The following is a 24,055-nucleotide window of genomic DNA, read 5'->3' as shown; positions in this document are numbered from 1 at the left end:
CAACTTCGGAAGGTAGCGAGGTGATCCATGGTCAGTCGGTTCTCCACCACCCGCTTCCGCTCGGTGGCCACCACCCTCGCGGTCGCCCTGACGCTGTTCCTGGGCGCGGCGGCCGGCTGTGACAGTCAGCAGGAGCCGGAACTGCCCTCGGTGCAGGAGAAGCTCCGCGAGTCCCACATCTGGGAACAGAACGTCCTGCGGATCGGAGTGGCGACCAACGAGCCGCTGATGGGCGACGTACGCGACGGTGGGCACGTCGGCTTCGACGTCGAGATCGCCCGCTACGTCGCCGCTTCGCTCGGCTTCGAGGGCGACCAGCGGATCGAGTTCGTGTCGGTCTCCACCGAGGACCGCATCCCCGCCCTCCAGGGCGGCATGGTCGACCTGGTGGTGTCCAGCTTCTCCATCACCGAGGAGCGCAAGAAGGAGGTCAGCTTCGCCGGGCCATACCTGGTGACCACGCAGGAGGTGCTGGTCCCGAGCCGGCACCGGGACACCATCCGGACCATTGAGGACCTGCGGAACCCGAAGTTCCAGATCTGCACCAGCGGTGGCTCCACCACCGAGGCGGAGCTGGAACAGCACCAGGTGCGCGCGGCGGTGGTGAAGGACGTCGGCGACTGCGTCGAGGGCATCCTGGACGGCCGGTACGACGCCGTCAGCTCGGACGAGACGATCCTCGCCGGCTTCGTGGCCCGGTACCCGACCGAGTTCGAGATCGTGGACATGCCCTTTGGCACCAGCGAACTGCTCGGCATCGGCGTGCCCATCGGCGACCCCGCGCTCCGTGACCTGGTGGCGTACTTCCTCGACAAGAGCTACCGGCAGGGACGCAACGGGGAGATCAGTCCGTGGCAGGTCGCGTACAACCGGACGCTGGGTCCGTGGCTGCGGACGGAGAAGCGGCAACCACAACCGCTCGACGTGCCCCGGCTGGTCGACTTCGACGACAAGGTGCCGGGGCGATGAGCACGCCGGCGGCGACCACCGGCAACGCCCCGGACGCCGACCGGCCGGTGCCGTACCAGGTGGCGCCCTCCGTCCCGGCGGATCTGCCGGTGGACGGTCCCGCCAGGTCGAGTGGGCGCCTGGACGTCGACGTCGATGTCGACGCGGACCGGACCGAGCGCCGGGCCCGCGCCAGCCAGTCGTTCTGGACGGTGGTGGTCGGCGTACCGGCGATCTTCTCGGTGCTCCGGCTCGGCGTCGAGGCCGGCGGCGAGTTGCAGACCACGCTGCTGCTGGTGGCCAACGTGGGACCGGTCAACATGCTGGCCGGCTTCCTCACCACGGCGGCCCGCCTGCTCTGCACCGCGCTGGTCGCGGTGTTCGCGCTCGGCGGGGTGCTCGCGGCCAGCCGGGAGGCCACCGCCCGCCGCTCGCTCTTCGCCCGCTGGATGGACGTCACACCGAGCTGGTTCATCGCGGCGAGCTTCCTGATGGCCCTGGTCACCTGGCCGCTGCTGTACCTTCCGCTGCTGTTGCCGACCCTGGCGGCGGCGTTCGGGCTCACGCCGGTCCGGCTGCACGAGCGTCCGGTGGTCCGCGTCCTGATGATCACGGCGGGGTACGCGGGCTACCTGTGGCTGCTCGTCCCCACGATGCGCGACGCGTGGCGGCAGGCCGAACCGCTGCCGATCGCGCTGCTGGTGGTGCCGCCGCTGCTGGCGCTCTTCGTCGCCGGGCCGCTGCCCCGGGTGGTGCTGCGGGCCTTCGCCCCATTGAGTCAGGCCGCCGTGCTGGTGGTGCTGGTCTGGGCGGCGCTGCCCGTGATCAGCGCACCGGTGCTGCCGCTCACCGTGACCACCGTCGGGGCCACCGCCGAGGCCACCGAGGAGATCCGGGGACACGTGGTGACCACCGACGACGTGCACACCGTGATCCTCCAGGAGCGGGGCGGCGTCCGGTACGTACCCGTCGACTTCGTACGCGAACAGGTGCTCTGCCCCTCCGAGGAGGAGCTGCCCCGCTACCGTCTGTGGATCCACGACTTCCACGTCGAGGACTCGCTGCTGGAGGGGCTGGGCAGGCGGGTACGCCCGGTGCACCGGGTGGACGCCGCCTGCCGGTGAACCCCCGGCTCAGTAGGACTTGTCCTGGCCGAGCACGTGTTGGGCGACGAAGTTCAGGATCATCTCGCGACTGACCGGGGCGATGCGACCGGCCCGTACCGCCCCGAGCAGCGTGGCCACGCCGTACTCGGTGGTCATGCCGGCACCGCCGAGCGCCTGCACGGCGGTGTCGACCGCGAGCGCGGCGGCCTCGCCCGAGGCGTACTTGGCCATGTTGGCGGAGATCCCGGCCTCCAGGTCGCGGCCCGCGTCGTAGAGCGCCGCCGCCTTCTGGATCATCAACCGGGCCAGCTCCACCTGGACGGCCGCGTGTGCCAGAGGATGGGACACGCCCTGGTGCGTGCCGATGGTGCGTCCGCCCCAGACCTTGCGGGTGGCGGTGTACTCCGAGGCGCGCTCGATGGCGTACCGGCCGGTGCCGGCGCCCATCGCGGCGACGGTGATGCGTTCCGGGTTGAGCCCGGAGAACAACGCCGGCAGCCCGGCGTCGAGCGACTCACCGACCAGCGCGTCGGCGGGCAGCCGGACCTCGTCCAGATAGAGCAGGAACTGGTTCTCCGGGGAGAGGATCTCCATGTCCAGCTTGGACCAGGTCAACCCGGGCGCGTCGGTCGGCACGATGAACAGGGCCGGCTTCAGCCGCTGCCCCGCGCCGTCCGTGGCGTTCTCATCCCCGGCCCGGGCCACCACGAGGACGTGCCCGGCCTCGTCGACACCGGAGATATAGCACTTGCGACCGGAGAGGACCCAGTCGTCGCCGTCGCGACGGGCGACGGTGCCGAGGCGGTGGAAGTTCGACCCGGCCTCCGGCTCGGTGATCGCGAAGACGATCTTCTGGGAGCCGTCGGCCAGGCCGGGCAGGTGGCGTTTGCGCTGGTCCTCGGTGCCGTGCCGGGCGATGACGGTGGCCGCGATGGCGGGGGAGACCACCAGCAGCAGCAACGGGCAACCGGCAGCGGCCAACTCCTCGCAGACGATGGCCAGGTCGGTGATGCCGCCGCCCCCGCCGCCGTACTCGGTGGGGATGTTGACGCCGAGGTAGCCGAGCCGGCCGGCCTCGTGCCACAGCTCGGTGGTGTGCTCGCCGGCCTTGGCCTTTTCCACGAAGTAGCGGTGGCCGTACCGCCGGCCCAGCGACCGGACCGCGTCGCGGAGCTGCTCCTGCTCCGGGCTCAGGTCGACGTTCATGACGATGCCTCCTCGATGGGGGTGACCACGGCCAGCACCGCGCCCGTGTCGACCTGGCCGCCGGCCGCTACCGGCAGCTCGGTGACCACGCCGTCGGTCGGGGCGAGCACGGGGTGTTCCAACTTCATCGCTTCCAGGGTCAGCAGCAGGTCACCGGCGGCCACCCGCCGGCCGACCTCCACGTGCACCCGGGCCACCGCCCCGGGCAGCGGGGCGAGCAGCGACCCGGCGGCCAGCTCCGCACCGGGCGCCGGGAAGCGCGGCAGCGTGGTCAGGTTCGCCGTCCCGTCCGGGCCGTCCACGAAGACCGCCGCACCGACCAGATGCACCCGGTACGCCCGGCGCACCCCGTCAACGTCGAGCACCACCCGCTCCGGGCTCGCCTCGACCAGGGTGACCGCCGGTGCCCCGTCCTCCGGCGTCCCGGTCTTGGGCGTCCCGGTCTCCGACGTTGCCGACCACTCGGCGAGACAGCCGTCGCGGTTCAGCCGGTAGCGCACCTCGACCTCCCCGTCCGGGCCGGTGAACTGGGCGACCTGCGGGAAGGCGGGCACGTTGCGCCACCCGGAGGGCAGCCCGGCCAGCACTGGCGCGGCAGCACGCCGGGCCGCCGCCGAGGCCAGCGCGGCGGCGAGCGCGACCAGCGGCACCTCGCCGGGCGGCAGCAGTGGGGCGAAGACCTGGGGATGGCGTTCCAGGAACCCGGTGTCGACCTCCAGCACGCCGAACTCCCGGCTGCGCAGCACCCGGACCAGCAGGTCCCGGTTGGTGGTCACGCCGTGCAGCTCGGCGCGGGCCAGCGCGGCGGCCAGCGTACGGGCGGCCTCGGCCCGGGTGGGCGCCCAGGCGACCAGCTTGGCCAGCATCGAGTCGTAGTGCACCTGCACCGCCGAGCCGTCCCGCACCCCGGAGTCGAGCCGCAGGCCCCGGGTCGGCGCGAACTCACCGACCACCCCGGGGACCGCGAACCGGTGCAGGGTGCCGGTGGCGGGCAGGAAGTCCTGGGCCGGGTCCTCGGCGCAGAGCCGCACCTCGATCGCGTGACCCTCGACCGGCGGCGTCACCGTCAGCGGCAGCGGCTCGCCCTCGGCGACCAGCAGTTGGAGCCGGACCAGGTCCAGCCCGGTGACCGCCTCGGTCACCGGATGCTCCACCTGGAGACGGGTGTTCATCTCCAGGAAGTGGAAGTCGCCGTCCGGGGCGAGCAGGAACTCCACCGTGCCCGCGCCGACGTAGTCGACGGCCCGGCCGGCGGACACCGCCGCCGCGTGCAGCCGTTCCCGCAGCTCCGGGGCGAGCACCGCCGGAGCCTCCTCGACGATCTTCTGATGCCGGCGCTGGATCGAACAGTCCCGTTCGCCGAGCGCCAGCACGCTGCCGTGCCGGTCGCCGACGATCTGCACCTCGACGTGGCGGCCCCGCTCGACGTACCGCTCGATGAAGACGGTGCCATCGCCGAACGCCGACGCGGCCTCGCGGCCCGCGCTCGCCACCGCCTCGGCGAGACCGTCGGCGTCCCGGACGATCCGCATGCCGCGCCCGCCACCACCGGCGGACGCCTTCACCAGCACCGGGAAGTCGGTGACCTGGCCCGGATCGGTCCAGGTGGGCAGCATCGGCACGCCCGCCTCGGCGAGCAGCGCCTTGGCGGCGAGCTTGTCACCCATCGCCGCGATCGCCTTCGCCGAAGGACCGACCCAGGTCAGCCCGGCGTCGGTCACCGCCGCCGCGACGTCGGCGTTCTCGGCGAGGAAGCCGTAGCCCGGGTGCACGGCGTCCGCGCCGGACCGGCGGGCCGCTGCCAGGATCAGGTCGATCCGCAGGTACGTCTCGGCGGGCGTGTTCCCTGGCAGGCGTACCGCCCGGTCGGCCTCGGTGACGAAGGGCGCGTCGGCGTCCGCGTCGGAGTGCACCGCGACCGTCTCGATGCCGAGCACCCGACAGGTGGCGATGATCCGGCGGGCGATCTCGCCCCGGTTGGCGACCAGAAGCCTGGTGATCATGGCAGCAGAGCCTTTCTCGCGCTCATCGGGCCGGCCTTTCGTTCGCGACTGCGGGACTCCGCTTCGCTGCGTTCCTCGCGCTCACGGTGCTGTCTTTTGTTCGCGACTGCGGGACTCCGCTTCGCTGCGTTCCTCGCGCTCACGGGTCTACATCCGGAAGACGCCGAAGCCGGCGGCACCGCGTACCGGTGCGTTGTGCACTGCCGACAGGCAGAGCCCGAGGACGGTACGGGTGTCCCGGGGATCGATCACCCCGTCGTCGTAGAGCCGTCCGGAGAGGAACAGCGCGCCGGACTGGGACTCGATCTGCTGCTCGACCATCATCCGCATGGCGGCGTCGGAGTCCTCGTCGAACTCGTGGCCCCGGGCGGCGGCGGCCTGCCGGGCCACGATGGAGAGCACCCCGGCCAACTGGGCCGGACCCATCACCGCGGAGCGCGCGTTCGGCCAGGTGAACAGGAACCTCGGCTCGTACGCCCGGCCGCACATGCCGTAGTTCCCGGCCCCGTACGAGGCACCCAGGTTGACCGTCAGGTGCGGCACCGTCGAGTTCGACACCGCGTTGATCATCAGAGCGCCGTGCTTGATGATGCCGCGCTGCTCGTACTCGGTGCCGACCATGTATCCGGTGGTGTTCTGCAGGAAGATCAGCGGAGTGTCGGCGGCGTTGGCGAGCTGGATGAACTGCGTCGCCTTCTGCGCCTCCTCGCTGAACAGCACCCCCCGGGCGTTCGCCAGTACGCCGACCGGGTACCCGTGCAGTTCACCCCACCCGGTGACCAGGGCGGTGCCGTACGCCGGCTTGAACTCGTCGAACTCGCTGCCGTCGAGCAGTCGGGCGAGCACCTCGCGCGGATCGAACGGCACCTTGAGATCGGCGCTGACGATGCCGAGCAACTCCTCCGGGTCGTGCCGGGGCGGGCGCGGGTGCGGCGTACGCGGACCCGGCCCCTGTTTACGCCAGTTCAACCTGCGGACGCACTGTCGGGCCAGCCGGATGCCGTCCCGCTCGTCGGCGGCGAGGAAGTCGGCCAGACCGCTGCGGGTCGCGTGCATCGCCGCACCGCCCAGCGACTCGTCGTCGGCGTCCTCGCCGGTGGCCATCTTCACCAGCGGCGGCCCGGCCAGATAGACCTGCGAGCGCTCCCGGATCATGATGGTGAAGTCCGACATCCCGGGCACGTACGCACCACCGGCGGTGGCGTTGCCGAAGACCACGCTGACCGTGGGGATCTTCTCGGCCGAGAGCCGGGTCAGGTCACGGAACACCCGCCCTCCCGGAATGAAGATCTCCGCCTGGGTGGGCAGGTCCGCGCCGGCCGACTCGACCAGGTTCACCATCGGCAGCCGGTTGGCCAGCGCGATCTCCCCGGCCCGCCGGGTCTTCGCCAGCGACCACGGGTTCACCGCGCCCCCGCGTACCGTCGGGTCGTTCGCCACGATCAGGCACTCGACGCCCTCGACCACCCCGATGCCGGTCACCACGCTGGCCCCGACCGGGAAGTCCGTGCCGTACGCGGCCACCGGGGACAGTTCCAGGAACGGGCTGTCGCGGTCCAGCAGCAGCTCGATGCGCTCGCGCGGCAGCAGCTTCCCGCGTGCGTGGTGCCGGGTCACGTACTTCTCGCCACCGCCGGCCCGTGCCTGGTCGAGCGCGGCGTCCAGCTCGGCGATCCGGTCCCGCAACGCCTCCCGGTTGGCCCGGTGGGTCGGCGAGGTGAGGTCGACCGTGCTCTGCAACGTGGTCATAGGCCGATGCCCTTCGCGACGATCTCGTTCATGATCTCGGTGGTGCCGCCGCCGATGCCGAGGATCCGGGCGTCCCGGTAGTGCCGCTCCACCTCGGCGTCGCGCAGGTAGCCGAAGCCGCCGTGCAGTTGCAGGGCCTGGTCGACCACCCAGTCGCTCGCCGCCACGGCCACGTTCTTGGCCATCGCCACCTCGGTCACCACCGGCTCCCCGGCGACGACCCGGGCGGCCACCTGGTGCACGTACGCCCGGGCAGCCTCGGCGCGGGTGTGCATCTCGGCCAGCCGGTGCCGGACCACCTGCCGTCCGACCAACGGACGACCGAACGTGGACCGGTCCCGGCACCAGCGCACGGACAGCTCGACGCAGCGCTGCGCGATCGCGTACGCCTGGGTGGCCAGGGAGAGCCGCTCGGCGGCGAAGTGCTGCATGATCGCGAGAAAGGCGGTGCCCTCCTCGCCGATCCGGTTCGCCACCGGAACGCGTACGTCGACGAAAGAGAGTTCGGCGGTGTCCGAGCAGTGCCAGCCGAGCTTCTCCAGCCGTCGCCCGACGGTGAACCCGGGCGTGCCCTTCTCGATCACCAGCAGGCTCAACTCGCCGCCGCCCGGTGGGCCGGTCCGCACCGCCGTGGTCACGAAGTCCGCCCGGACACCACTGGTGATGTACGTCTTCGCACCGTTGACCACGTAGTACTCGCCGTCCCGGCGGGCATGGGTGCGGATCCCGGCGACGTCGGAGCCGGTCTCCGGCTCGGTGACGGCGAGCGCACCGATCGTCGTACCGGCGAGCGTCGGCCGGACGTACCGGTCGACCAGGTCGTCATCGACCGGCGGGCGCTGCACCGGCGGGCCGGCCGCGCCCGGGAGCGTGCCGCCCAGCCGGCCGCCGGCCGCGGCGACCATGTGCGGCAGCGCGATGCCGTGCGTGAACAGGGCCGCGACCAGCCCCGACGATCCGCCGGAGCGGATCACCTCCTCGGTGACGACGATCGAGTCGAGCAGGTCGCCGCCGCTGCCGCCGACCGACTCGGGGAACCCGACGCCGAGCAGCCCGGTCCGCGCGGCGCTGACGTGCAGCGCGCGCGGCACCTCACCGGCCTTCTCCCAGTCGGCCAGGTGCGGCAGCACCTCCCGGGTCACGAAGGCCCGGGTCAGCTCGCGCAACTGACGCCGCTCCGGCGTGTCCACGATGGTCATGCCTGCGGCCCCCCGGCCGCCGCCGGCCCGGCGGGCAACTCTGCGCCGGCTGATTGCGGCCCGGTGGGCAGCTCCGCCGGCAGGTCGACCACCCGGGCGCGGAGCAGCTCGCCGAGCGCCTTGGCCTGCGGGTCGAACCGGGTCGATCCGGCCACCCCGGGCCCGAGCAGTCCCTCGACCACGAAGTTGACCGCGCGCAGGTTCGGCAGCTCGTACCGCCGCACGGTCAGCGGGGCGGTCTCCGGCAGCAGCTCGGCCATCCGGGCCACGGTCAGCCAGCCGCGCAGCCACGCCCAGGTCGCGTCGGTACGCGCCCAGACGCCGAGGTTCGCGTCGCCGCCCTTGTCGCCCGAGCGCGCCCCGACCAGCTCCCCGAGCGGCCCCCGCCGCGTCCCCGCGCCGGCCGCCGGAGGTAAGGAAGGGTCCCCTGCTATCGCCTGGTGTATAGGAAGGGACCCCTCCTTACACCGCACCGGGGGTGGGGGGATGGTGCGGCGGGTGCCGTCGGGCAGTACGGCGACGTGGGTGACCGCGTCCTGCGGAACGGTGTCGGTGGTGAAGACGCCGTACGGGGTGGCGTCGCCGGGCAGCGTGGTCAGCGTGCAGCCGGGGTAGGAGGCCAGCGCCAACTCCACCGCCGCCGCCGAGAAGGCCCGTCCGGCCCGCGTCCGGTCACCGTCCCGCAGGTGTACGTGCAGCAGCGCGCTCGCCACCTCGGTGTCGGTCGCGTCCGGGTGGTCGGTACGGGCCAACTGGAACTCCAGCCCGTCGGTGCCGACCGCCGCCTCCAGTTGTGCCCGGACCAGGGCCGCCTTCGCCTCGATGTCCAGCCCGCAGAGCACGAACGTCATCGAGTTGCGGAACCCGCCGAGGTTGTTGACGCCCACCTTGAGCGTCTCCGGCGGTGGCGTGCCCCGGACACCGCAGACGCGTACCCGGTCCGGCCCGTCCGGGCTCAGCTCGACCGTGTCCAGCCGGGTCACCACGTCCGGCCCGAGGTACGCGGGCGCACCGACCTCATAGAGCAGTTGCGCGGTGACCGTCTCGACGGTGACCGCGCCGCCGGTGCCGGGGTGCTTGGTCAGCACCGACGAGCCGTCGCGACGCAGCTCGGCGACGGGGAAGCCGGGCCGGTGGCCGCCGTCGGGCAGCTCGGTGAAGAAGCTGTAGTTGCCGCCGGTGACCTGTGCCCCGCACTCGATCAGGTGCCCGGCCACGGTGGCGCCGGCCAGCGCGTCCAGGTCGTCGTGCGTCCAGCCGAAGTGGGCCACGGCCGGGCCGACCACCAGGGACGCGTCGGTGACCCGGCCGGTCACCACCACGTCCGCCCCGGCGTCGAGGCAGGCGGCGATACCGAACGCCCCGAGGTACGCGTTCGCGGTGAGCGCGTCCGGGCGGGCCAGGGCGTCGCCTTCGACGTACCCGACCCGCACGGGCAGCCCGAGCCGGTCGGCGAGGGTGCGGATCGCGGCGGCCAGCCCCGCCGGGTGGAGTCCGCCGGCGTTGGTGACCAGCGTGACCCGACGGTCCAAGGCGGTGCCGAGGCATCCTTCGAGCTGTCGCAGGAACGTCCTCGCGTACCCCAGGTCGGGGTCGCGCATCCGGTCCCGACCGAGGATCAGCATGGTCAACTCGGCCAGGTAGTCGCCGGTCAGCACGTCCAGCTCGCCGCCGTCGAGCATCTCCTGCCAGGCGGAGAACCGGTCGCCGTAGAAGCCGGACGCATTGCCGACCCGCAGCACGTCGGTGCCGGCCGGCCGGCCGGACGCGCTCACGCGGTGGCTCCGGCAGGGTCGCCGCCCGGTGACCGGGGCGCGGGGGCGGGACCGGGGGGTCCGGCGAACGCCTGCGCCACGTCGAGCCACGCGTCGGCCACCGGCCCGTCGGCGACCAGGGCGGTGTCGGCGCGGTGTCGCCGCCGGGTCACCAGCAGGCAGAAGTCGCGCGCCGGGCCGGTGACCCGGTCGGTCGCGTCGGGTGGGCCGAAGGCCCAGGTGTCACCGGCCGGCGCCCGCAGCTCGACCCGGACCGGCGCCGTCGGCACCGTCCGGCCGTGTGCGGCGAAGCTGTGCCCGACGGTACGGGAGCCCAGGTGTGCGATGTGCCGCAGCCGGGCGGTGGCCGGCCGGGACACGCCCAGCGCGTCGGCCACGTCCTCGCCGTGCGCCCAGGTCTCCATGATCCGCGCGGTGGCCATCGAGGCAGGCGACATGCGGGTGCCGTACCAGGGCAGTCGCTGTCCGGTCGGAGCGGCGGCGAGCGACGCCGCGAGCGTGCTGCGGCCGACCCGCCAGCGGCTCAGCAGCACCTCCGACGGGGCGAGGAACGCCTCCGCGCCCGCGTCGACCAGACGGGCCGGGTCCGGGGCGGCGGCGATCGAGGCGTGGAACGCGTCCGGGTCGGTCGCGGCCAGGTGGGACACGTGGTCGGTCCAGGCCAGGTGGGCGATCTGGTGGGCGACCGTCCAGCCCGCCGCCGGGGTGGGCCGCTCCCACTCCGCCTCGGGCAGGGGCGCGACGAGCGCGTCGAGCTGCGCGGACTCGGCGGCCAGGTCGGTGAGCAGGACGGCCAGGTCGACCACGGTGCCTCCGGTGGGGGATCAGTCCCGCTCGCCTTCCGGCCGGGTGTCGGCGGGGGTGAGCAGTGCGGTGAACTGGCGTTTCCAGGCGTGCAGGAGGGCGGCCCGGCGGGCCGAGTCGTCACTGAGCAGGTTGGCCACGCCGAGTCCTCGGAGCAGGTCGAGGGTGGCCTGCACCGCCTCGCGTACGCCTGGCCGTCGCTCGTCCACGCCGAGCAGCTCGACGGTCAGGCGGTGCATCTCCCGCCCGACCCGGGTCTCCAACGGCAGCAACGCGGCCCGCAGTTCGGCGTCGGTGCGGGCGGCCACCCAGAGTTCGAGGGCGGCCACGAAGAGCGGTCCGGTGAAGGCGGCGGCGAGCAGGTCGACCACCCGGTCCAGCCGGCGGGGGCCGGCCGGCAGTGCCTCCGCCTCGGCCCGCAACTCCGCCGCCCGGCGTTCGGTCAGGTGTGTCACGGCGGCGGTGACCAGGGCGGTCCGGGTCGGGTAGTGGTGCAGCTGGGCGCCTCGGGAGACTCCGGCCCGGGCCGCCACCACCGTGGTCGTGGTGCCGGACCAGCCGTGCTCGACCAGGCACTCGACGGTCGCCTCCAGCAGCCGGGCCTGGGTGGCGCGGCTGCGCTGCTGTTGAGGGACGCGGGTCGATGCGGGAGGCACGGACACAGCCTGCCGCCCGAAAAACAAACAGTCAAGACTGACTTTTTTGCGGCCGAGCGGTGCGCCGCCCGTCACGGTCACCGGCGACGGTGGCGAACCCGGACACGAAAACCGCCCGGCCGCGACCCCGCCTGAACGCGGCTGCCCGGACACGACACCGCCCGGTCGCGAGTGGGCGACCGGGCGGTGGAGGAAAGAGGGTGGTCAGACCCGCGCGCGACGGGCCAGGCGCTCCGGATCGAGAATGATGATGCTCTTGCCGTCCAGCCGGAGCCAGCCCCGCGAGGCGAAGTCGGCCAACGCCTTGTTGACCGTCTCGCGGGAGGCGCCGACGAGCTGGGCGATCTCCTCCTGGGTCAGGTCGTGCGTCACGCGCAGCACGCCGCCGTCCCGGGTGCCGAAGCGGCCGGCCATCTGGAGCAGGTTCTTGGCGACCCGGCCGGGGACGTCGGTGAAGATCAGGTCGGCCAGGGCGTCGTTGGTCCGGCGCAGTCGGCGGGCGAGTACGCGCAGCAGCTGCTCGGCGATCTCCGGCCGGTTGTTCAGCCACGGCCGCAGCGCCTGCTTGCGCAGCCGGGCCAGGCGGCTGTCGGTCACCGCGGTGGCGGTGGCCGTACGCGGACCCGGGTCGAACAGCGACAGCTCGCCCACCATGTCCGACGGGCCCATCACCGCGATCAGGTTCTGCCGGCCGTCCGCGGCCCGTCGACCGACCTTGATCTTGCCGGACAGCAGGATGTAGAGACTGTCGCCGGGCTCGCCCTCGTTGAACACGACCTCGCCCTTGCGGACCTCGATCGTCTCCATCTCCTTGGCGAGCGCCTCGGCAGCCTCCGGGTCGACTCCCTGGAAGATCCCGCTGCGGGCCAGTACCTCGTCCATCGCGCACCTCCGGTTGCGCGTGCCGTCTGTCGGCCGGGTCGCCGTCCGCTGATCCCTCGCGCGCCGCCCAGTCTAGGCGCACGTGAGCAGGAATCAGAGGTGCACCCCTGGAATCTTGATCGTTGGGCGTAACCTTCCCGTGTCGGTCGCCCGGTACCATCGCTCGCCCGCGCGGGCCGCCGACGACCGGCGGGGCCGTCGGCCGTAGGGTCACGGCGTGCTGAGCGAGCCCCAGGTGACCACCCGCCACGAGGACGGAAGGGACATTCCGCTACTCGTGTGGCGCGCCGTGCGGCCGTTGCGGGCGGTCGGCACCGGCCCGCTCGGTGGCGGGCTCGGCGTACGGCGATGGGTGCTGAACGCGACCGTGCCGATGTCGTACGACCGGGACGACCCCGCCGACCACCTGGCCGGCATGGCCCGGCGGCTCGGCCTCGACGGACCCGGGGTGGGCCTGCTGACCGGCGTCGACGTGACCGAGGTGGTCGCCCGGACCGACACCGGCGTGCAGGTCTGGGCCACCGTCGGCCTGGGTACCCCGGTGCCCGCGGCGGCACCCGACGTGGCGGCCCCGGCCCAGCGGGTCGGCACGGTCAACATCGTGGTGTACGTGCCGGCCCGGCTCGGCGACGCGGCCCTGGTCAACGCGGTGGCCACCGCGACGGAGGCGAAGGCGCAGGCGATCGCGGACCTCGGCCTGCCCGGCACCGGCACCCCGACGGACGCGGTCACCGTGCTCTGCCCGCCGGACGGGCCGGTCAGCGCGTACGGCGGCCCGCGCTCGGCCTGGGGCGCCCCGCTGGCCCGCGCGGTGCACGCGGCGGTCGCGGCGGTCGGCACCGACACCGTCGTCCCATGGTCGGATCGGCTCCGAGGCTGAATCCTCCACCCGATCGGCCGTCGTCGCGGTGTTTCCCGCCCGGTAGGGTCGCCCCCGATGTATGCTCGCGCCCCCCTCGCGTCACGTTCGCGTCGCCGCGCCCCCCTCGCGTCGCGTCCGCGCCCCCACGCCGCACTCGCGTCACGTTCGCGTCGCCGTTTCCCGGCTGCGCTCGGTGCGCTGCTCGCCGTGTTGCTGCTCGCCGGTTGCGCCGATCTCGGTCAGGAGCCGGTCTGGCAGCCCGGCGCGGGCGGTGGTGGGACCGCCGGGCCGGTCGAGTCGACTCCGCCCGAGGTCAAGACCATCTCCCTCTCCGCCACCGGTGACATCGTGATGGGCAACGCGCCCAACCGGCTGCCGCCCAACGGCGGCAAGGGCTTCTTCGACTCGGTCAAGAAGGCGATCGCCGCCGACGTGGCGATGGGCAACCTGGAAGAGCCGTTGACGGTGGACACCGGCACCGGCAAGTGCGGGGCGAACTCGACCCGTTGCTTCCAGTTCCGTGCGCCGCCGGAGTACGCCGCACACCTCGCCGAGGCCGGGTTCGACCTGCTCAACCAGGCCAACAACCACGGCTACGACTTCGGGCCCAAGGGGTACGAGAACACCCAGAAGGCGCTGGAGGAGCACGACCTGGCGCACACCGGGGCGCCCGACCAGATCACCGTGGTCGAGGCCGACGGCGTCAAGGTCGCGGTGGCCGGCTTCTCGTCGTACCGCTGGTCGAACAGCCTGGTCGATATCCCGTCCGCGAAGAAGGTGATCGAGAAGGCCGCCACCATGGCCGACATCGTGGTGGTGCAGGTGCACATGGGGGGCGAGGGCTCGGAGATGACCCGCACCCGTCCGGGCACCGAGATGTTCCTCGGCGAGAACCGGGGCGACCCGATCAAGTTCTCCCGCGCGATGATCGACTCCGGCGCCGACCTGATCGTCGGCCACGGCCCGCACGTGCTGCGGGGCATGGAGTTCTACAAGGGCCGACTGATCGCGTACAGCCTGGGCAACTTCGCCGGTGGCGGCGGCATGCTGAGCAACAACGGCCGCCTCGGCTGGGGCGGCGTGCTCAAGGTGACCCTGGAGCCGGACGGCACCTGGTCCGAGGGGTCGTTCGTCTCGACGTACATGAACGGGATCGGCAAGCCGACCATGGACCCGGACGACCGAGGCCTCGGTCTGCTCCGCGAGCTCACCAAGCTCGACTTCCCGGAGACCGGTGCGCAGTTCACCAAGGCAGGCAAGATCAGCCCGCCGGACGAGGGCTGATCGCCGACTCGGCCGTGTGGGCCGATCGGAGCGTCGGCGCGGCGACGTAGGCTGGCCGTCGTGACCAGAAGCGCCCCCGAGACCGACCTCGGTCGTACGCGTCGGGCGCGGCGGATCGGCCGCGTGCTGACCGAGACGCATCCCGACGCCCACTGTGAGCTGAACCACGGCAACGCGCTGGAGTTGGCCGTCGCCACCATCCTGTCGGCTCAGTGCACGGACAAGAAGGTCAACGAGGTCACGCCGAAGCTCTTCGCCCGTTACCCGAGCGCCGCCGACTACGCCGGGGCGAACCGGGACGAGATGGAGGAGCTGATTCGGCCGACCGGCTTCTATCGCAACAAGACCAGCTCGCTGATCCACCTCGGCCAGGCCCTCGTCGAGCGGCACGACGGCCGGGTGCCGGGCCGGCTGGCCGACCTGGTGACCCTGCCCGGGATCGGCCGCAAGACCGCCAACGTCATCCTCGGCAACGCCTTCGACGTGCCCGGCATCACCGTCGACACGCACTTCCAGCGGCTGGTCCAGCGGTGGCGACTGACCGCCGAGACCGACCCGGTCAAGATCGAGCACGCGATCGGGGCAATGTATCCGAAGCGCGACTGGACCATGCTGTCGCACCGGATCATCTTCCACGGCCGACGGGTCTGCCACGCCCGCAAGCCCGCCTGCGGCGCGTGCACGCTGGCCAAGCTCTGCCCGTCGTACGGCACCGGCCCGACCGAGGCCGCCGCCGCCGCGAAGCTGCTCAAGGGTCCCCGGGCCCGTGAACTGGCCGTCGCCGCCGGAGTCGACCCCGACCTGGTGCCGGTGCAGGCGGTCCGGGCGGAGGCGCCGTGATCCGCCGACTGGCCCTGATGTCCCTGCCGCTGCTGCTGCTCGGCACCGTGGCGTGCACGCCCGAGAATGACCAGCCCTCCGCTGCCGGGCCGGACACGGGCACCAGCCGGCCGTCCCCGTTCGAGGAGTGCACCTCCCTCGTCGCCGAGCCCGGCGCTGCCGGGAACGGCACTCCGCAGGGCGACCGGCTGCCCGAGCTGACCCTCACCTGCTTCACCGGTGGCACCCCGGTCGCCGTGCGCGACATCCCCGGGCCGGCCGTGATCAACATCTGGGCCTCCTGGTGCCCGCCCTGCCGCGAGGAACTGCCCGCCTTTCAGCGGCTCAGCGAGCAGACCGAGGGGCAACTGCGGGTGATCGGGGTGAACACCCAGGACAGCCGCCGCGCCGCGCAGTCCATCGGCGAGGACTTCGGCGTACGGTTCCCGATGCTGTTCGACCAGGGCAAGGCGTTCCAGCGGGCTCTGGAACGCAACGCGTTCCCGATGACGGTGTTCGTGGGCGCCGACGGCGGTGTGCGGCACATCGACACCTCGGGCGTCCTCGACGACGCCCGCCTCGCCGAACTCGTCCAGCAGCACCTCGACATCGCGGTACCGGCGTGAGCGAGGTGCCAGCCGGCGTGACCGGGGGCCGGGCGGCGTCCGGCACGCGGCGGCCGGTGCCGGACTGGCTGGACCCGCTGCTGGTCCGGCTCGGTACCGCACGCATAGAGGACTTCACCCAGGTCCGCACCCCGGAGCAGGGCGGCCGGGAGAGCGCCGTGCTGGTGCTGCTCGGTGAGGACGCCGAGACCGGCCCGGACGTGCTGGTGCTCCAGCGGGCCGCGACGCTGCGTAACCACGCGGGCCAGCCGGCCTTCCCGGGCGGTGCCGCCGACCCGGGCGACGCCGACGCCGCCGCGACCGCGCTGCGCGAGGCCAACGAGGAGGTCGGCCTCGACCCGGCCAGCGTCACCGTGCTGGCAGAGTTGCCGAGACTGTGGATCCCGGTCAGCGAGTTCGTGGTGACGCCGGTGCTCGCCTGGTGGCACTCGCCGCACCGGGTGCACCCCCGGGAACCGGCCGAGGTGGCACACGTGGCCCGACTGCCGGTCACCGAACTGGTCGACCCCGACAACCGGGTCCGGGTACGCCACTCCAGCGGCTGGGTCGGCCCCGCCTTCTCGGTCCGCGGCATGCTGGTCTGGGGCTTCACCGCCGGGGTGCTCGCCGCGCTGCTGGAGATGGGTGGCTGGAGCCGACCGTGGCCGCACGGACGGGTGATCGACCTGCCCCCGTCGGGCGCGTCACCCGCCCCCTCGGCCGGGACCGACGAGGTGGACGAGAGCGCGGTCCGCTGACCGCGTAGTCACCTTCCGCAAGCGATCGTCTTCCCACGAGCCTGCGGCCCGTACGCTTGACCCCGTGTCGGCCGTTGATCTCGTTCTGCTGTTACTCATGCTCGTGTTCGCGATCAGCGGATACCGACAGGGGTTCGTCATCGGGGTGCTCTCGTTCTCCGGGTTCTTCCTCGGTGCGCTGATCGGGCTCCAGATCGGGCCGATGATCGCCCAGCAGTTCGTGGACAGCGGCACCCGGGTGCTGATCTCACTCGTCGCCATCTTCGGCCTGGCGGTGATCGGTCAGGCGCTCGCCGGATGGCTCGGCTCCCATCTGCGCCGCACCATCGCCAGCGACACGGGTCGACGGCTCGACGACATCGGCGGCGCCTTCGTCTCGCTCTTCGCGGTGCTCCTGGTCGCCTGGCTGGTGGCGGTGCCGCTCGGCTCCTCCTCGGTGCCCTGGCTCGCCAACTCGGTACGCAGCAGCGCACTGCTCAACGTGGTCGACCAGGTGATGCCGGACCAGGCCCAACAGCTCTCCACCGCGCTGCGCGACACCGTCGACACCAACGGCTTCCCGGACGTCTTCGACGGGCTGCGCCGTACCCAGGCCCGGCAGGTCGAGCCGCCCGACCCGGCGCTGGCCGGATCGCCCGTGGTGGCCAACGGCCAACAGTCTGTGGTCAAGGTGCTCGGCTCGGCCAAGAGCTGTTCGCGCCGCATCGAGGGCTCCGGCTTCGTGTACGCCGACGACCGGGTGATGACCAACGCGCACGTGGTCGCCGGCACCGACTCGGTCGCGGTGGAACTGCGCGGCGAGCGGTACGACGGCGTCGTGGTCGTCTACGACCCGGACCGTGACCTGGCGGTGCTGTACGTGCCGAACCTGCCCGGCCCGTCCATGCGGTTCGCCGCCGGCAACACCACCTCCGGAGCGGACGCCATCGTGCTCGGCTTCCCGCTCGACGGGCCGTACAACGCCCAGTCGGCGCGGATCCGCGACGTCGACCGGATCAAGGGGCCCGACATCTACTCGTCCGGGGAGGTGACCCGGGAGATCTACACGATCCGGGCCCTGGTGCGCAGCGGCAATTCCGGCGGACCGCTGGTCTCCTCGAACGGCCTGGTGCTCGGGGTGATCTTCGCGGCGGCCGCGTACGACCCGAACACCGGCTTCGCGGTGACCGCCGCCGAGGCCCGGCCGGTGGCGCTGGCCGGTGCGGAGCGTACCCGGGGCGTGGGCACCGGCGAGTGCACCTGATGGTCAGTTGTCGGGCGGCGAGCGCCGGGCCAGGAGAGTGAAGGCCACGGTGGTCGCGGTGACCACCGCCGTGCCGAGCAGCCATCCGGCGACCACGTCGCTGGTCCAGTGCACGCCGAGCGCGACCCGACTGAACCCGGTGACCAGGGCGATGGCCAGCGCGGCGGACCAGACCGCCGCCCGGGCCGCCGACCGGGCCCTGGTCCGGGGCAGGAACACCACGAGCAGCACACCGGCGGCCAGCGCCGCGTTCAGCGCGTGTCCCGACGGGAAGGACAGGCCGGGGGCCAGCGCCACCGGCTCGGGCAGATCCGGTCGCGGACGGCCCACCACGAGCTTGAGCAGCGGCCCGAGCAGGCCGCCGAGCACCATGGTGGTGGTGACCCAGACGGCCAGCCGCCGCGCACCCCGGTAGGCCAGCCAGACCACCAGACCCAACGCCCCGGCACGCAGCGGCATCGGCGCGAACACGTCCGTCCAGAGGCCCATCACCGACACCCAGGCCCGGTGGTCGTGGGCGAAGTCGTGCAGGTCGGCGGTGATCGCCGCGTCCAGCCGGCGCAGCGGCGGCCAATCGCCCACCACCAGCGTGGCGAGCAGCACGAACGGCACGAGCATCGACAGGCCGGAGGCGGTGTGACCGGGACGCAGGCCCGCCGGGCCGTCCGCGGGACCGAACGGGTCGCGGACCGGCGGGGGCGCTGTCGTACGCCGGCCTGAGGCACTCACGCCGACGGTTGTACCCCGCCGAGCAGGATCGAAGACCCGGGATCGCCGGATTGCCCGTGGACCCGCTCAGCGTCGCCGCAGCCGGCGCACCATCAGCGCCGCGCCGGTGACCAGGGCGACGAGGATCGCCGAGCCGACCCAGAGGCGTACCGGGCCGGTGTCCTCCGCCGCCCCAGCGGCGCGCGCCCGCCACCGGGTCTCCTGCTGCGACCCGGTCAGGCCGAGCTGCTCGGCGTCGTGGTCGCCGACCGGCACCGAGCCGGGTGCCGGGCCGAAGCCGGTCACCCCGGGCGAGTCGTTGTCGTCCAGCGGGTTGTCACCGACCAGCGGGACGTCCGCGGTCAGCGCCGCGATCGGGTCGACCAGCCCGTAGCCGAACCGGTCGTCGCGCCCGGTGGGCCCGATGTCCTTGGCGGTGACCAGCAGCCGGTTAACCACGTCCCCGGCGGACATCTGCGGGTAGCGGGACCGGACCAGGGCGGCGGTGGCGGCGACCAGCGGCGCCGCGAAGCTGGTGCCCTGCACCCGCCAGTACCCCTGCGGAGGCCGGGCGCCGACCAGGCCGCTGGCCGGGGCGGTGAGGACGGTGGCGCGACCGGTGATCGCGCCGCTCCACAGGTTGTCGCTGTTGCGCTCCAACCCGGAGACGGCGATGACGCCCGGCTCCCGGGCCGGGTACCACACCTTCGCCTCCGGTGACGTGGCGAGATTGCCGGTGCAGGCGACCACCACCACGTCCTTGGCGAAGGCGTAGTCGATGGCGGCGGCCAGGGCGGGGCTGTCGCCGTTGCCGCCGAGCGACAGGTTGATCACTTTGGCGCCGTTGTCGACCGCCCACCGGACGCCCTTGGCGACGATCAACGCGTCGTCGTACCGGTTCTCCTCGTCGAGCACGCGTACCGGCAGGATGCGGGAGTCGGGGGCCAGCCCCACCACGCCCCGGCGGTCGTCGTTGCGTCCGGCGATCAGGCCGGCGACCGTGGTGCCGTGCCCGACCGGATCGGGTTCGGCGGCACCGTCCGGGGAGACCAGGTCGAGACCGGGAAGCACCTGACCGGCCAGGTCCGGGTGGGAACCGTCCACGCCGGAGTCGATCACCGCGACGATCACACCGCGCCCGGTCGAGGTACGCCAGGCGATCTGCGCGCCGAGCTTGTCGAGTTGCCACTGCTCGTCACGGACCTGGTCGGCGCGCTCGGCGGTGTCCGGGGCGAAGGCCACCGGCACGCCGAACGAGGTCGGGGCGACCGGCACGGCGGCGGCCGGCACGACCGCGACCGCGACCGACAGCGCCGTGACCGCCGCCGCCAGCAGCACGCGATGCGCGAACCGTCGCGGCCCCGGCGGGCCGCTCTGCCGCACCCTGGTCACATCCTCAGCCATTCGTCGCAGGGACACATGACGATCGGAGATTACCGGTTCGCTCCGGCTTCCAGGGACGTTCCGTGGACTCGACGTCACTGTGGCGGCAGGTAGGCCAGCTGAACCAGGCGGACGCCCTCCCGCCGAGTGGACAATCGACCACGTCCGGGCGGCAGCGGACCGGGCCGGACCGCACCGACCAACGCACCCTCCTCGGGGCTGCCCGACATCACCAGGCCCGAGGTGGACAGTTCGCGTAGTCGCTGCACGACCGGCTCGTACTGGGCGCGGGCGGCACCGCCGCAGCGGCGTACCAGCACCAGGTGCAACCCGACGTCGCGGGCGTGCGGCAGGTGCTCCTCCAACGCCCGCAGCGGGTTTGCCGGCCCGCTCGCCACCAGGTCGTAGTCGTCGACCAGGACGAACAACTCCGGGCCGGTCCACCACGACCGGTCGCGCAACTGCGCCGGACCGACCTCCGGACCGGGCGTACGGTCCTGGAGATAACCGGCTGCGGACTCCACCAGGTCGGCGGTGTGCGAGGCGGCGGTGCCGTACCCGATCAGGTGTTCGGTCCCGATCGCGCCGAGCAGGCTGCGCCGGTAGTCCACCAGGATCACCCGCGCCTGCTCCGGCGTGAACCGGGTGACGATCGTCTGGGCCAGCGCGCGGAGGAACGACGACTTGCCGCACTCGGCGTCGCCGTAGACCACGAAGTGCGGCTCGGTGACGAAGTCGAGCACCACCGGACGCAGGTCCGCCTCGGCGATCCCGACCGGGATCCGCAGCCCGGCGGTGGTGGCCAGGTCGACCTCGGCATAGGGCAGCACCGCCGGGAGCAGTCGCACCCGGGGCGCCGGCGGACCGGACCAGCCCTCCGCCGCCCGTCGCACCAGAGCGGCGGTGTCCGCGTCGGCGAGCTGCGGCAGAGCGGTGAGGAAATGCAGGCTCCCGTTGGTGATGCCGCGACCCGGCGTACGCTCCGGCACGTCCGCTGCCGCCCGCCGGGCGACCACCGAGTCCGACGGGTCACCGAGGCGCAGCTCCAGCCGCGAGCCGAAGAGGTCCCGGATGGCCGGTCGGAAGTCCAACCACCGCACCGCCGTGGCCACCACGTGCACGCCGTAGGAGAGTCCCCGGGTGGCGAGGTCGGTGATCAGCGGCTCCAGGTCGTCGTACTCGCCGCGCAGCGTCGTCCAGCCGTCGACGACCAGGAAGACGTCGCCGAACCGGTCGGAGCCGGGCGCCTCGTCGGCGGCCTGCTCGACACGCCGACGCCGCCAGGCCGCCATCGACTCGACACCGAGTTCGGCGAAGGCGCGTTCCCGGTCCGTCAGCAGGGTGGCCATCTCGCCCACGGTGCGTCGCACACCGGTCGGGTCGGCACGACCGGTGATCCCGCCGACGTGCGGCAGGTCGCGCAGCGCGGCCAACCCGCCGCCGCCGAAGTCCAGACCGTAGACCTGCACCTCGGCGGGAGTGTGGGTGAGCGCCAGCGCGCAGATCAGCGTCCGCAGCGCGGTGGACTTCCCGCTCTGCGTACCGCCGACCACCGCCACGTGCCCGGCGGCACCGTCCAACGCCAGCCAGAGCAGGTCGCGCCGCTGCTCGTACGGCTTGTCGACCACCGCCACCGGCACCTGCAATGCCCCGTGCAGCTCCGGATTGCCGGAGCTCAGCCCCCGGGACGGGTGCACGGCCACCGGCCCGACCACCTCGTCCAGCCCCGGTGCGCCGTCCAGCGGCGGCAGCCACACCCGGTGTGCCGGCGGCCCCTGGCCGGCGAGGCGTCCGATCAGCAGGTCCAGCAGAGTCTCCCGGCCCGGCTCCTCGTCCTCCTCGACGACCGGAGCGACGGGCGGCTCCGGTTCGGGTGTGAAGTGGGTGGTGAAGGTGAGCAGACGTGGGCGCTCGGATCCGGCCGCGCCGACCGCCGCAGTACGTCGACGGACCGCCCCGGAGACGTACGCGGTCTTGAAACGCACCAGCGGCTCGGTGCCGGAGCGCAGGTAGCCGTGACCCGGCGAGCGGGGCAGCTCGTACGCGTCCGGCACGCCGAGCACCGTCCGCGACTCCAGCGACGAGAAGGTCCGCAGACCGATCCGGTACGACAGGTGGGTGTCCAGCCCTCGCAGCCGGCCCTCCTCCAACCGCTGGCTGGCCAGCAGCAGGTGCACCCCGAGCGACCGCCCCAACCGGCCGATCTGCACGAACAGGTCGACAAAGTCGGGCTTGGCCGACAGCAGCTCGGAGAACTCGTCGCAGACCAGCAGCAGCGACGGCAGCGGGGCCAGCGCGCTGCCGGCCGCCCGGGCTCGCTCGTAGTCACGCAGGCCGGCGAAGTTGCCGGCGCGACGCAGCAGCTCCTGCCGGCGTACCAACTCGCCGTTGATCGCATCGACCATCCGGTCCACCAGCGGCAACGCGTCGGCCAGGTTGGTGATGACGGCGGCGGTGTGCGGCAGCCGGTCGAACGAGGCGAAGGTGGCCCCGCCCTTGAAGTCGACCAGCACGAAGTTGAGCTGCTCGGAGGAGTGCGTGGCGGCCAGCCCCACCACCAGGGTCCGCAGCAGCTCGGACTTGCCCGAGCCGGTGGCCCCGATCAGCAGCCCGTGCGGACCCATGCCGTCCTGCGCCGACTCCTTCAGGTCCAGCTCGACGGCGGCGCCGTCCACCCCGACGCCGATCGGCACCCGCAGCCGGTCACGGACCGACCGGGGCGCCCAGCCCTGCTCGGTGGTGAAGCTCTCCGGGTCGCCGATGTCGAGCAGCTCCGGCAGGCTCGGCTCGGCACCGGTCGCGGCGTCCGGACCACGGGCGGCGGCCGGGCGCAACGGCGCCAGCCGGCGGGCCACCGCCTCCGCCTCGGCGACCCCCAGCGCGTCGGCCGTGCCCACCTCGGCCGGTCCGTCCGCCGAGTGCGAGTGCAGTCGGCCCCCGCGCAGTTCCAGCAGCAGGGCGAAACGGTCCAGTAGGCGTGGCGGCGGGCAACTCAGGTCGATCAGGGTGACCGCGTCGATGCCGCCGTCACCGGCCAGCTCGGTGGCACCGGTCAGGTCGCCGCCGTCGAGCACCACCACCAGGTGCGGACCGTCGGTGGCCGGACCGGCCGGGCTGAACCGGGACCGGCTGGCCAGCACCTCGTCGAGCAGCTTCTCCAGGTCCACCGCCGCGCTGGCGACCAGCCGGACCGGGCCGAGGGCGTCACCCCGGGACGGGTGACCGGCGTGCGGCAGCCACTTGACCCACTCCCAGGCAGCCCGCCGTTCCGGCCCGGCGCAGACCGCGATCAGCAGCTCGTCCGGGGAGTGGAAGACCGCGAGCTGGGTGAGCATCGCCCGGACCAACGACTGCGCGGCCGGTGACCCGGCGGGACCGGCCGGCGCGGCCCGGACGAACACCCGGGCGAAGCTGCGCAGCGACACCGCCACCGGCAGGTCCGGCACCACCGAGTACGCGTCGAGGAAGCGACGCAGCGCCCCGGCGGTCATCGGCTCCAACTCCTCCAGCGGCCGGGTGACCGGTGGGACCAGCGGAGTGGCCAGCGTCTGCGGCCCGACGGCGACCCGCACCACGGCGAAGTCCGGATCGGTGGGGCGACGTTCCCAGACCCGGTGGCTCTCGACCGTCGACCAGAGGCCCTGCGGATCCGGGTGCCGGTAGCAGAGGCCGCTGCGCTGCCGGGCCGCGGTCTGCCGGACCTGCCGTCGCAACGTCGCCAGGTGCCGCAGGTACTCGCGGCGGGCGGCCATCATCTCGGACTTCCGCGGGCTGCCCGAGGCGCTGCCCCAGGAGGTCACCAGCATCGCCAGCGTGGACAGGCCGAACATCGCGCCGACCACGTACGCGTACGCGCCGCCGCCCCGCCCGAACATCATCGCCATCGCGATCGTGCCGCCGAGCATCGGCAGCACCATCAGCATCTGGTGCCAGCGTCCACCGGTGCCGGCCGGGATCTCCGGCGGGGCCTGCACCGGCACCTCGCCGACGGGGATCTCCGGTGCCGGACGTCGGGCCGGCCGCCGGACGACGACAGTGGACACTCGACCTCCCGACGACGCACGG

19 protein-coding genes are annotated in these 24,055 nt (G+C 73.0%); 8 read left to right on the top strand and 11 right to left on the bottom strand.

What is annotated here, in order from left to right; all coding sequences use genetic code 11:
• Positions 1–27 precede the first annotated feature (27 nt).
• Complete coding sequence (locus tag ACZ31C_RS10165) at positions 28–969, top strand: transporter substrate-binding domain-containing protein (RefSeq protein WP_465794922.1); 942 nt, start codon at positions 28–30, stop codon at positions 967–969.
• Entirely contained in the window at positions 966–2,072 is a 1,107-nt protein-coding gene (locus tag ACZ31C_RS10160) for a hypothetical protein (protein WP_465794921.1), read from the top strand. The genes ACZ31C_RS10165 and ACZ31C_RS10160 overlap by 4 nt, the downstream gene beginning before the upstream one ends.
• Before the next feature lie 9 nt (positions 2,073–2,081).
• Here ACZ31C_RS10160 and ACZ31C_RS10155 read toward each other — a convergent pair whose 3' ends face one another.
• The 8 genes from ACZ31C_RS10155 to ACZ31C_RS10120 all read right to left on the bottom strand — a co-directional run bounded on the left by ACZ31C_RS10155 (position 2,082) and on the right by ACZ31C_RS10120 (position 12,328).
• Complete coding sequence (locus ACZ31C_RS10155) at positions 2,082–3,260, bottom strand: acyl-CoA dehydrogenase family protein (RefSeq protein ID WP_465794920.1); 1,179 nt, start codon at positions 3,258–3,260, stop codon at positions 2,082–2,084.
• Entirely contained in the window at positions 3,257–5,263 is a 2,007-nt protein-coding gene (locus ACZ31C_RS10150) for an acetyl/propionyl/methylcrotonyl-CoA carboxylase subunit alpha (RefSeq protein WP_465794919.1), read from the bottom strand. Before ACZ31C_RS10150 ends, ACZ31C_RS10155 begins: the two co-directional genes overlap by 4 nt.
• 147 nt (positions 5,264–5,410) lie before the next feature.
• Positions 5,411–7,012 carry an acyl-CoA carboxylase subunit beta gene (locus tag ACZ31C_RS10145; RefSeq protein WP_396742224.1) on the bottom strand — a complete coding sequence of 534 codons (1,602 nt, stop codon included), beginning with the start codon at positions 7,010–7,012 and terminating at the stop codon, positions 5,411–5,413.
• Positions 7,009–8,211 carry an acyl-CoA dehydrogenase family protein gene (locus tag ACZ31C_RS10140; RefSeq protein ID WP_465794918.1) on the bottom strand — a complete coding sequence of 401 codons (1,203 nt, stop codon included), beginning with the start codon at positions 8,209–8,211 and terminating at the stop codon, positions 7,009–7,011. The genes ACZ31C_RS10145 and ACZ31C_RS10140 overlap by 4 nt, the downstream gene beginning before the upstream one ends.
• Positions 8,208–9,986, bottom strand: coding sequence for an acyclic terpene utilization AtuA family protein (locus ACZ31C_RS10135; RefSeq protein ID WP_465794917.1), 1,779 nt, complete (start codon positions 9,984–9,986; stop codon positions 8,208–8,210). The genes ACZ31C_RS10140 and ACZ31C_RS10135 overlap by 4 nt, the downstream gene beginning before the upstream one ends.
• Positions 9,983–10,792, bottom strand: a complete 810-nt coding sequence (locus tag ACZ31C_RS10130) for a TIGR03084 family metal-binding protein (RefSeq protein ID WP_465794916.1) — start codon at positions 10,790–10,792, stop codon at positions 9,983–9,985. The genes ACZ31C_RS10135 and ACZ31C_RS10130 overlap by 4 nt, the downstream gene beginning before the upstream one ends.
• Positions 10,793–10,810: 18 nt before the next feature.
• A complete protein-coding gene (locus tag ACZ31C_RS10125; protein WP_465794915.1) occupies positions 10,811–11,446 on the bottom strand; it encodes a TetR/AcrR family transcriptional regulator in 636 nt (211 codons plus the stop codon).
• Positions 11,447–11,650: 204 nt separating this feature from the next.
• Positions 11,651–12,328, bottom strand: coding sequence for a Crp/Fnr family transcriptional regulator (locus ACZ31C_RS10120; RefSeq protein ID WP_013736306.1), 678 nt, complete (start codon positions 12,326–12,328; stop codon positions 11,651–11,653).
• A gap of 217 nt (positions 12,329–12,545) precedes the next feature.
• Here ACZ31C_RS10120 and ACZ31C_RS10115 point away from each other — a divergent pair, with 217 nt between their 5' ends.
• The 6 genes from ACZ31C_RS10115 to ACZ31C_RS10090 all read left to right on the top strand — a co-directional run bounded on the left by ACZ31C_RS10115 (position 12,546) and on the right by ACZ31C_RS10090 (position 17,899).
• A complete protein-coding gene (locus tag ACZ31C_RS10115) occupies positions 12,546–13,208 on the top strand; it encodes an adenosylcobinamide amidohydrolase (protein ID WP_465794914.1) in 663 nt (220 codons plus the stop codon).
• 57 nt (positions 13,209–13,265) lie between these two features.
• Positions 13,266–14,474, top strand: a complete 1,209-nt coding sequence (locus ACZ31C_RS10110) for a CapA family protein (protein WP_465794913.1) — start codon at positions 13,266–13,268, stop codon at positions 14,472–14,474.
• A 60-nt stretch (positions 14,475–14,534) separates the two neighbouring features.
• Positions 14,535–15,314, top strand: coding sequence for an endonuclease III (gene nth / locus ACZ31C_RS10105; protein WP_465794912.1), 780 nt, complete (start codon positions 14,535–14,537; stop codon positions 15,312–15,314).
• Between the two features lie 17 nt (positions 15,315–15,331).
• Positions 15,332–15,919, top strand: coding sequence for a TlpA family protein disulfide reductase (locus ACZ31C_RS10100; RefSeq protein ID WP_465795027.1), 588 nt, complete (start codon positions 15,332–15,334; stop codon positions 15,917–15,919).
• Between the two features lie 17 nt (positions 15,920–15,936).
• Positions 15,937–16,656, top strand: coding sequence for an NUDIX hydrolase (locus ACZ31C_RS10095; protein WP_465795026.1), 720 nt, complete (start codon positions 15,937–15,939; stop codon positions 16,654–16,656).
• Between the two features lie 64 nt (positions 16,657–16,720).
• Complete coding sequence (locus tag ACZ31C_RS10090) at positions 16,721–17,899, top strand: MarP family serine protease (RefSeq protein ID WP_465794911.1); 1,179 nt, start codon at positions 16,721–16,723, stop codon at positions 17,897–17,899.
• Positions 17,900–17,902: 3 nt separating this feature from the next.
• Here the strand turns inward: ACZ31C_RS10090 and ACZ31C_RS10085 are convergent, their stop codons facing one another.
• From ACZ31C_RS10085 to eccCa, 3 genes are all read right to left on the bottom strand, one after another.
• Complete coding sequence (locus ACZ31C_RS10085) at positions 17,903–18,628, bottom strand: phosphatase PAP2 family protein (RefSeq protein ID WP_465794910.1); 726 nt, start codon at positions 18,626–18,628, stop codon at positions 17,903–17,905.
• Between the two features lie 66 nt (positions 18,629–18,694).
• Entirely contained in the window at positions 18,695–20,011 is a 1,317-nt protein-coding gene (gene mycP, locus ACZ31C_RS10080) for a type VII secretion-associated serine protease mycosin (RefSeq protein WP_465794909.1), read from the bottom strand.
• 74 nt (positions 20,012–20,085) lie between these two features.
• Complete coding sequence (gene eccCa, locus ACZ31C_RS10075) at positions 20,086–24,033, bottom strand: type VII secretion protein EccCa (RefSeq protein WP_465794908.1); 3,948 nt, start codon at positions 24,031–24,033, stop codon at positions 20,086–20,088.
• Between the last annotated feature and the right edge of the window lie 22 nt (positions 24,034–24,055).

Source organism: Micromonospora sp. NPDC023869, from assembly GCF_055559695.1.
This window is presented reverse-complemented; position numbering and strand designations above follow the sequence as displayed.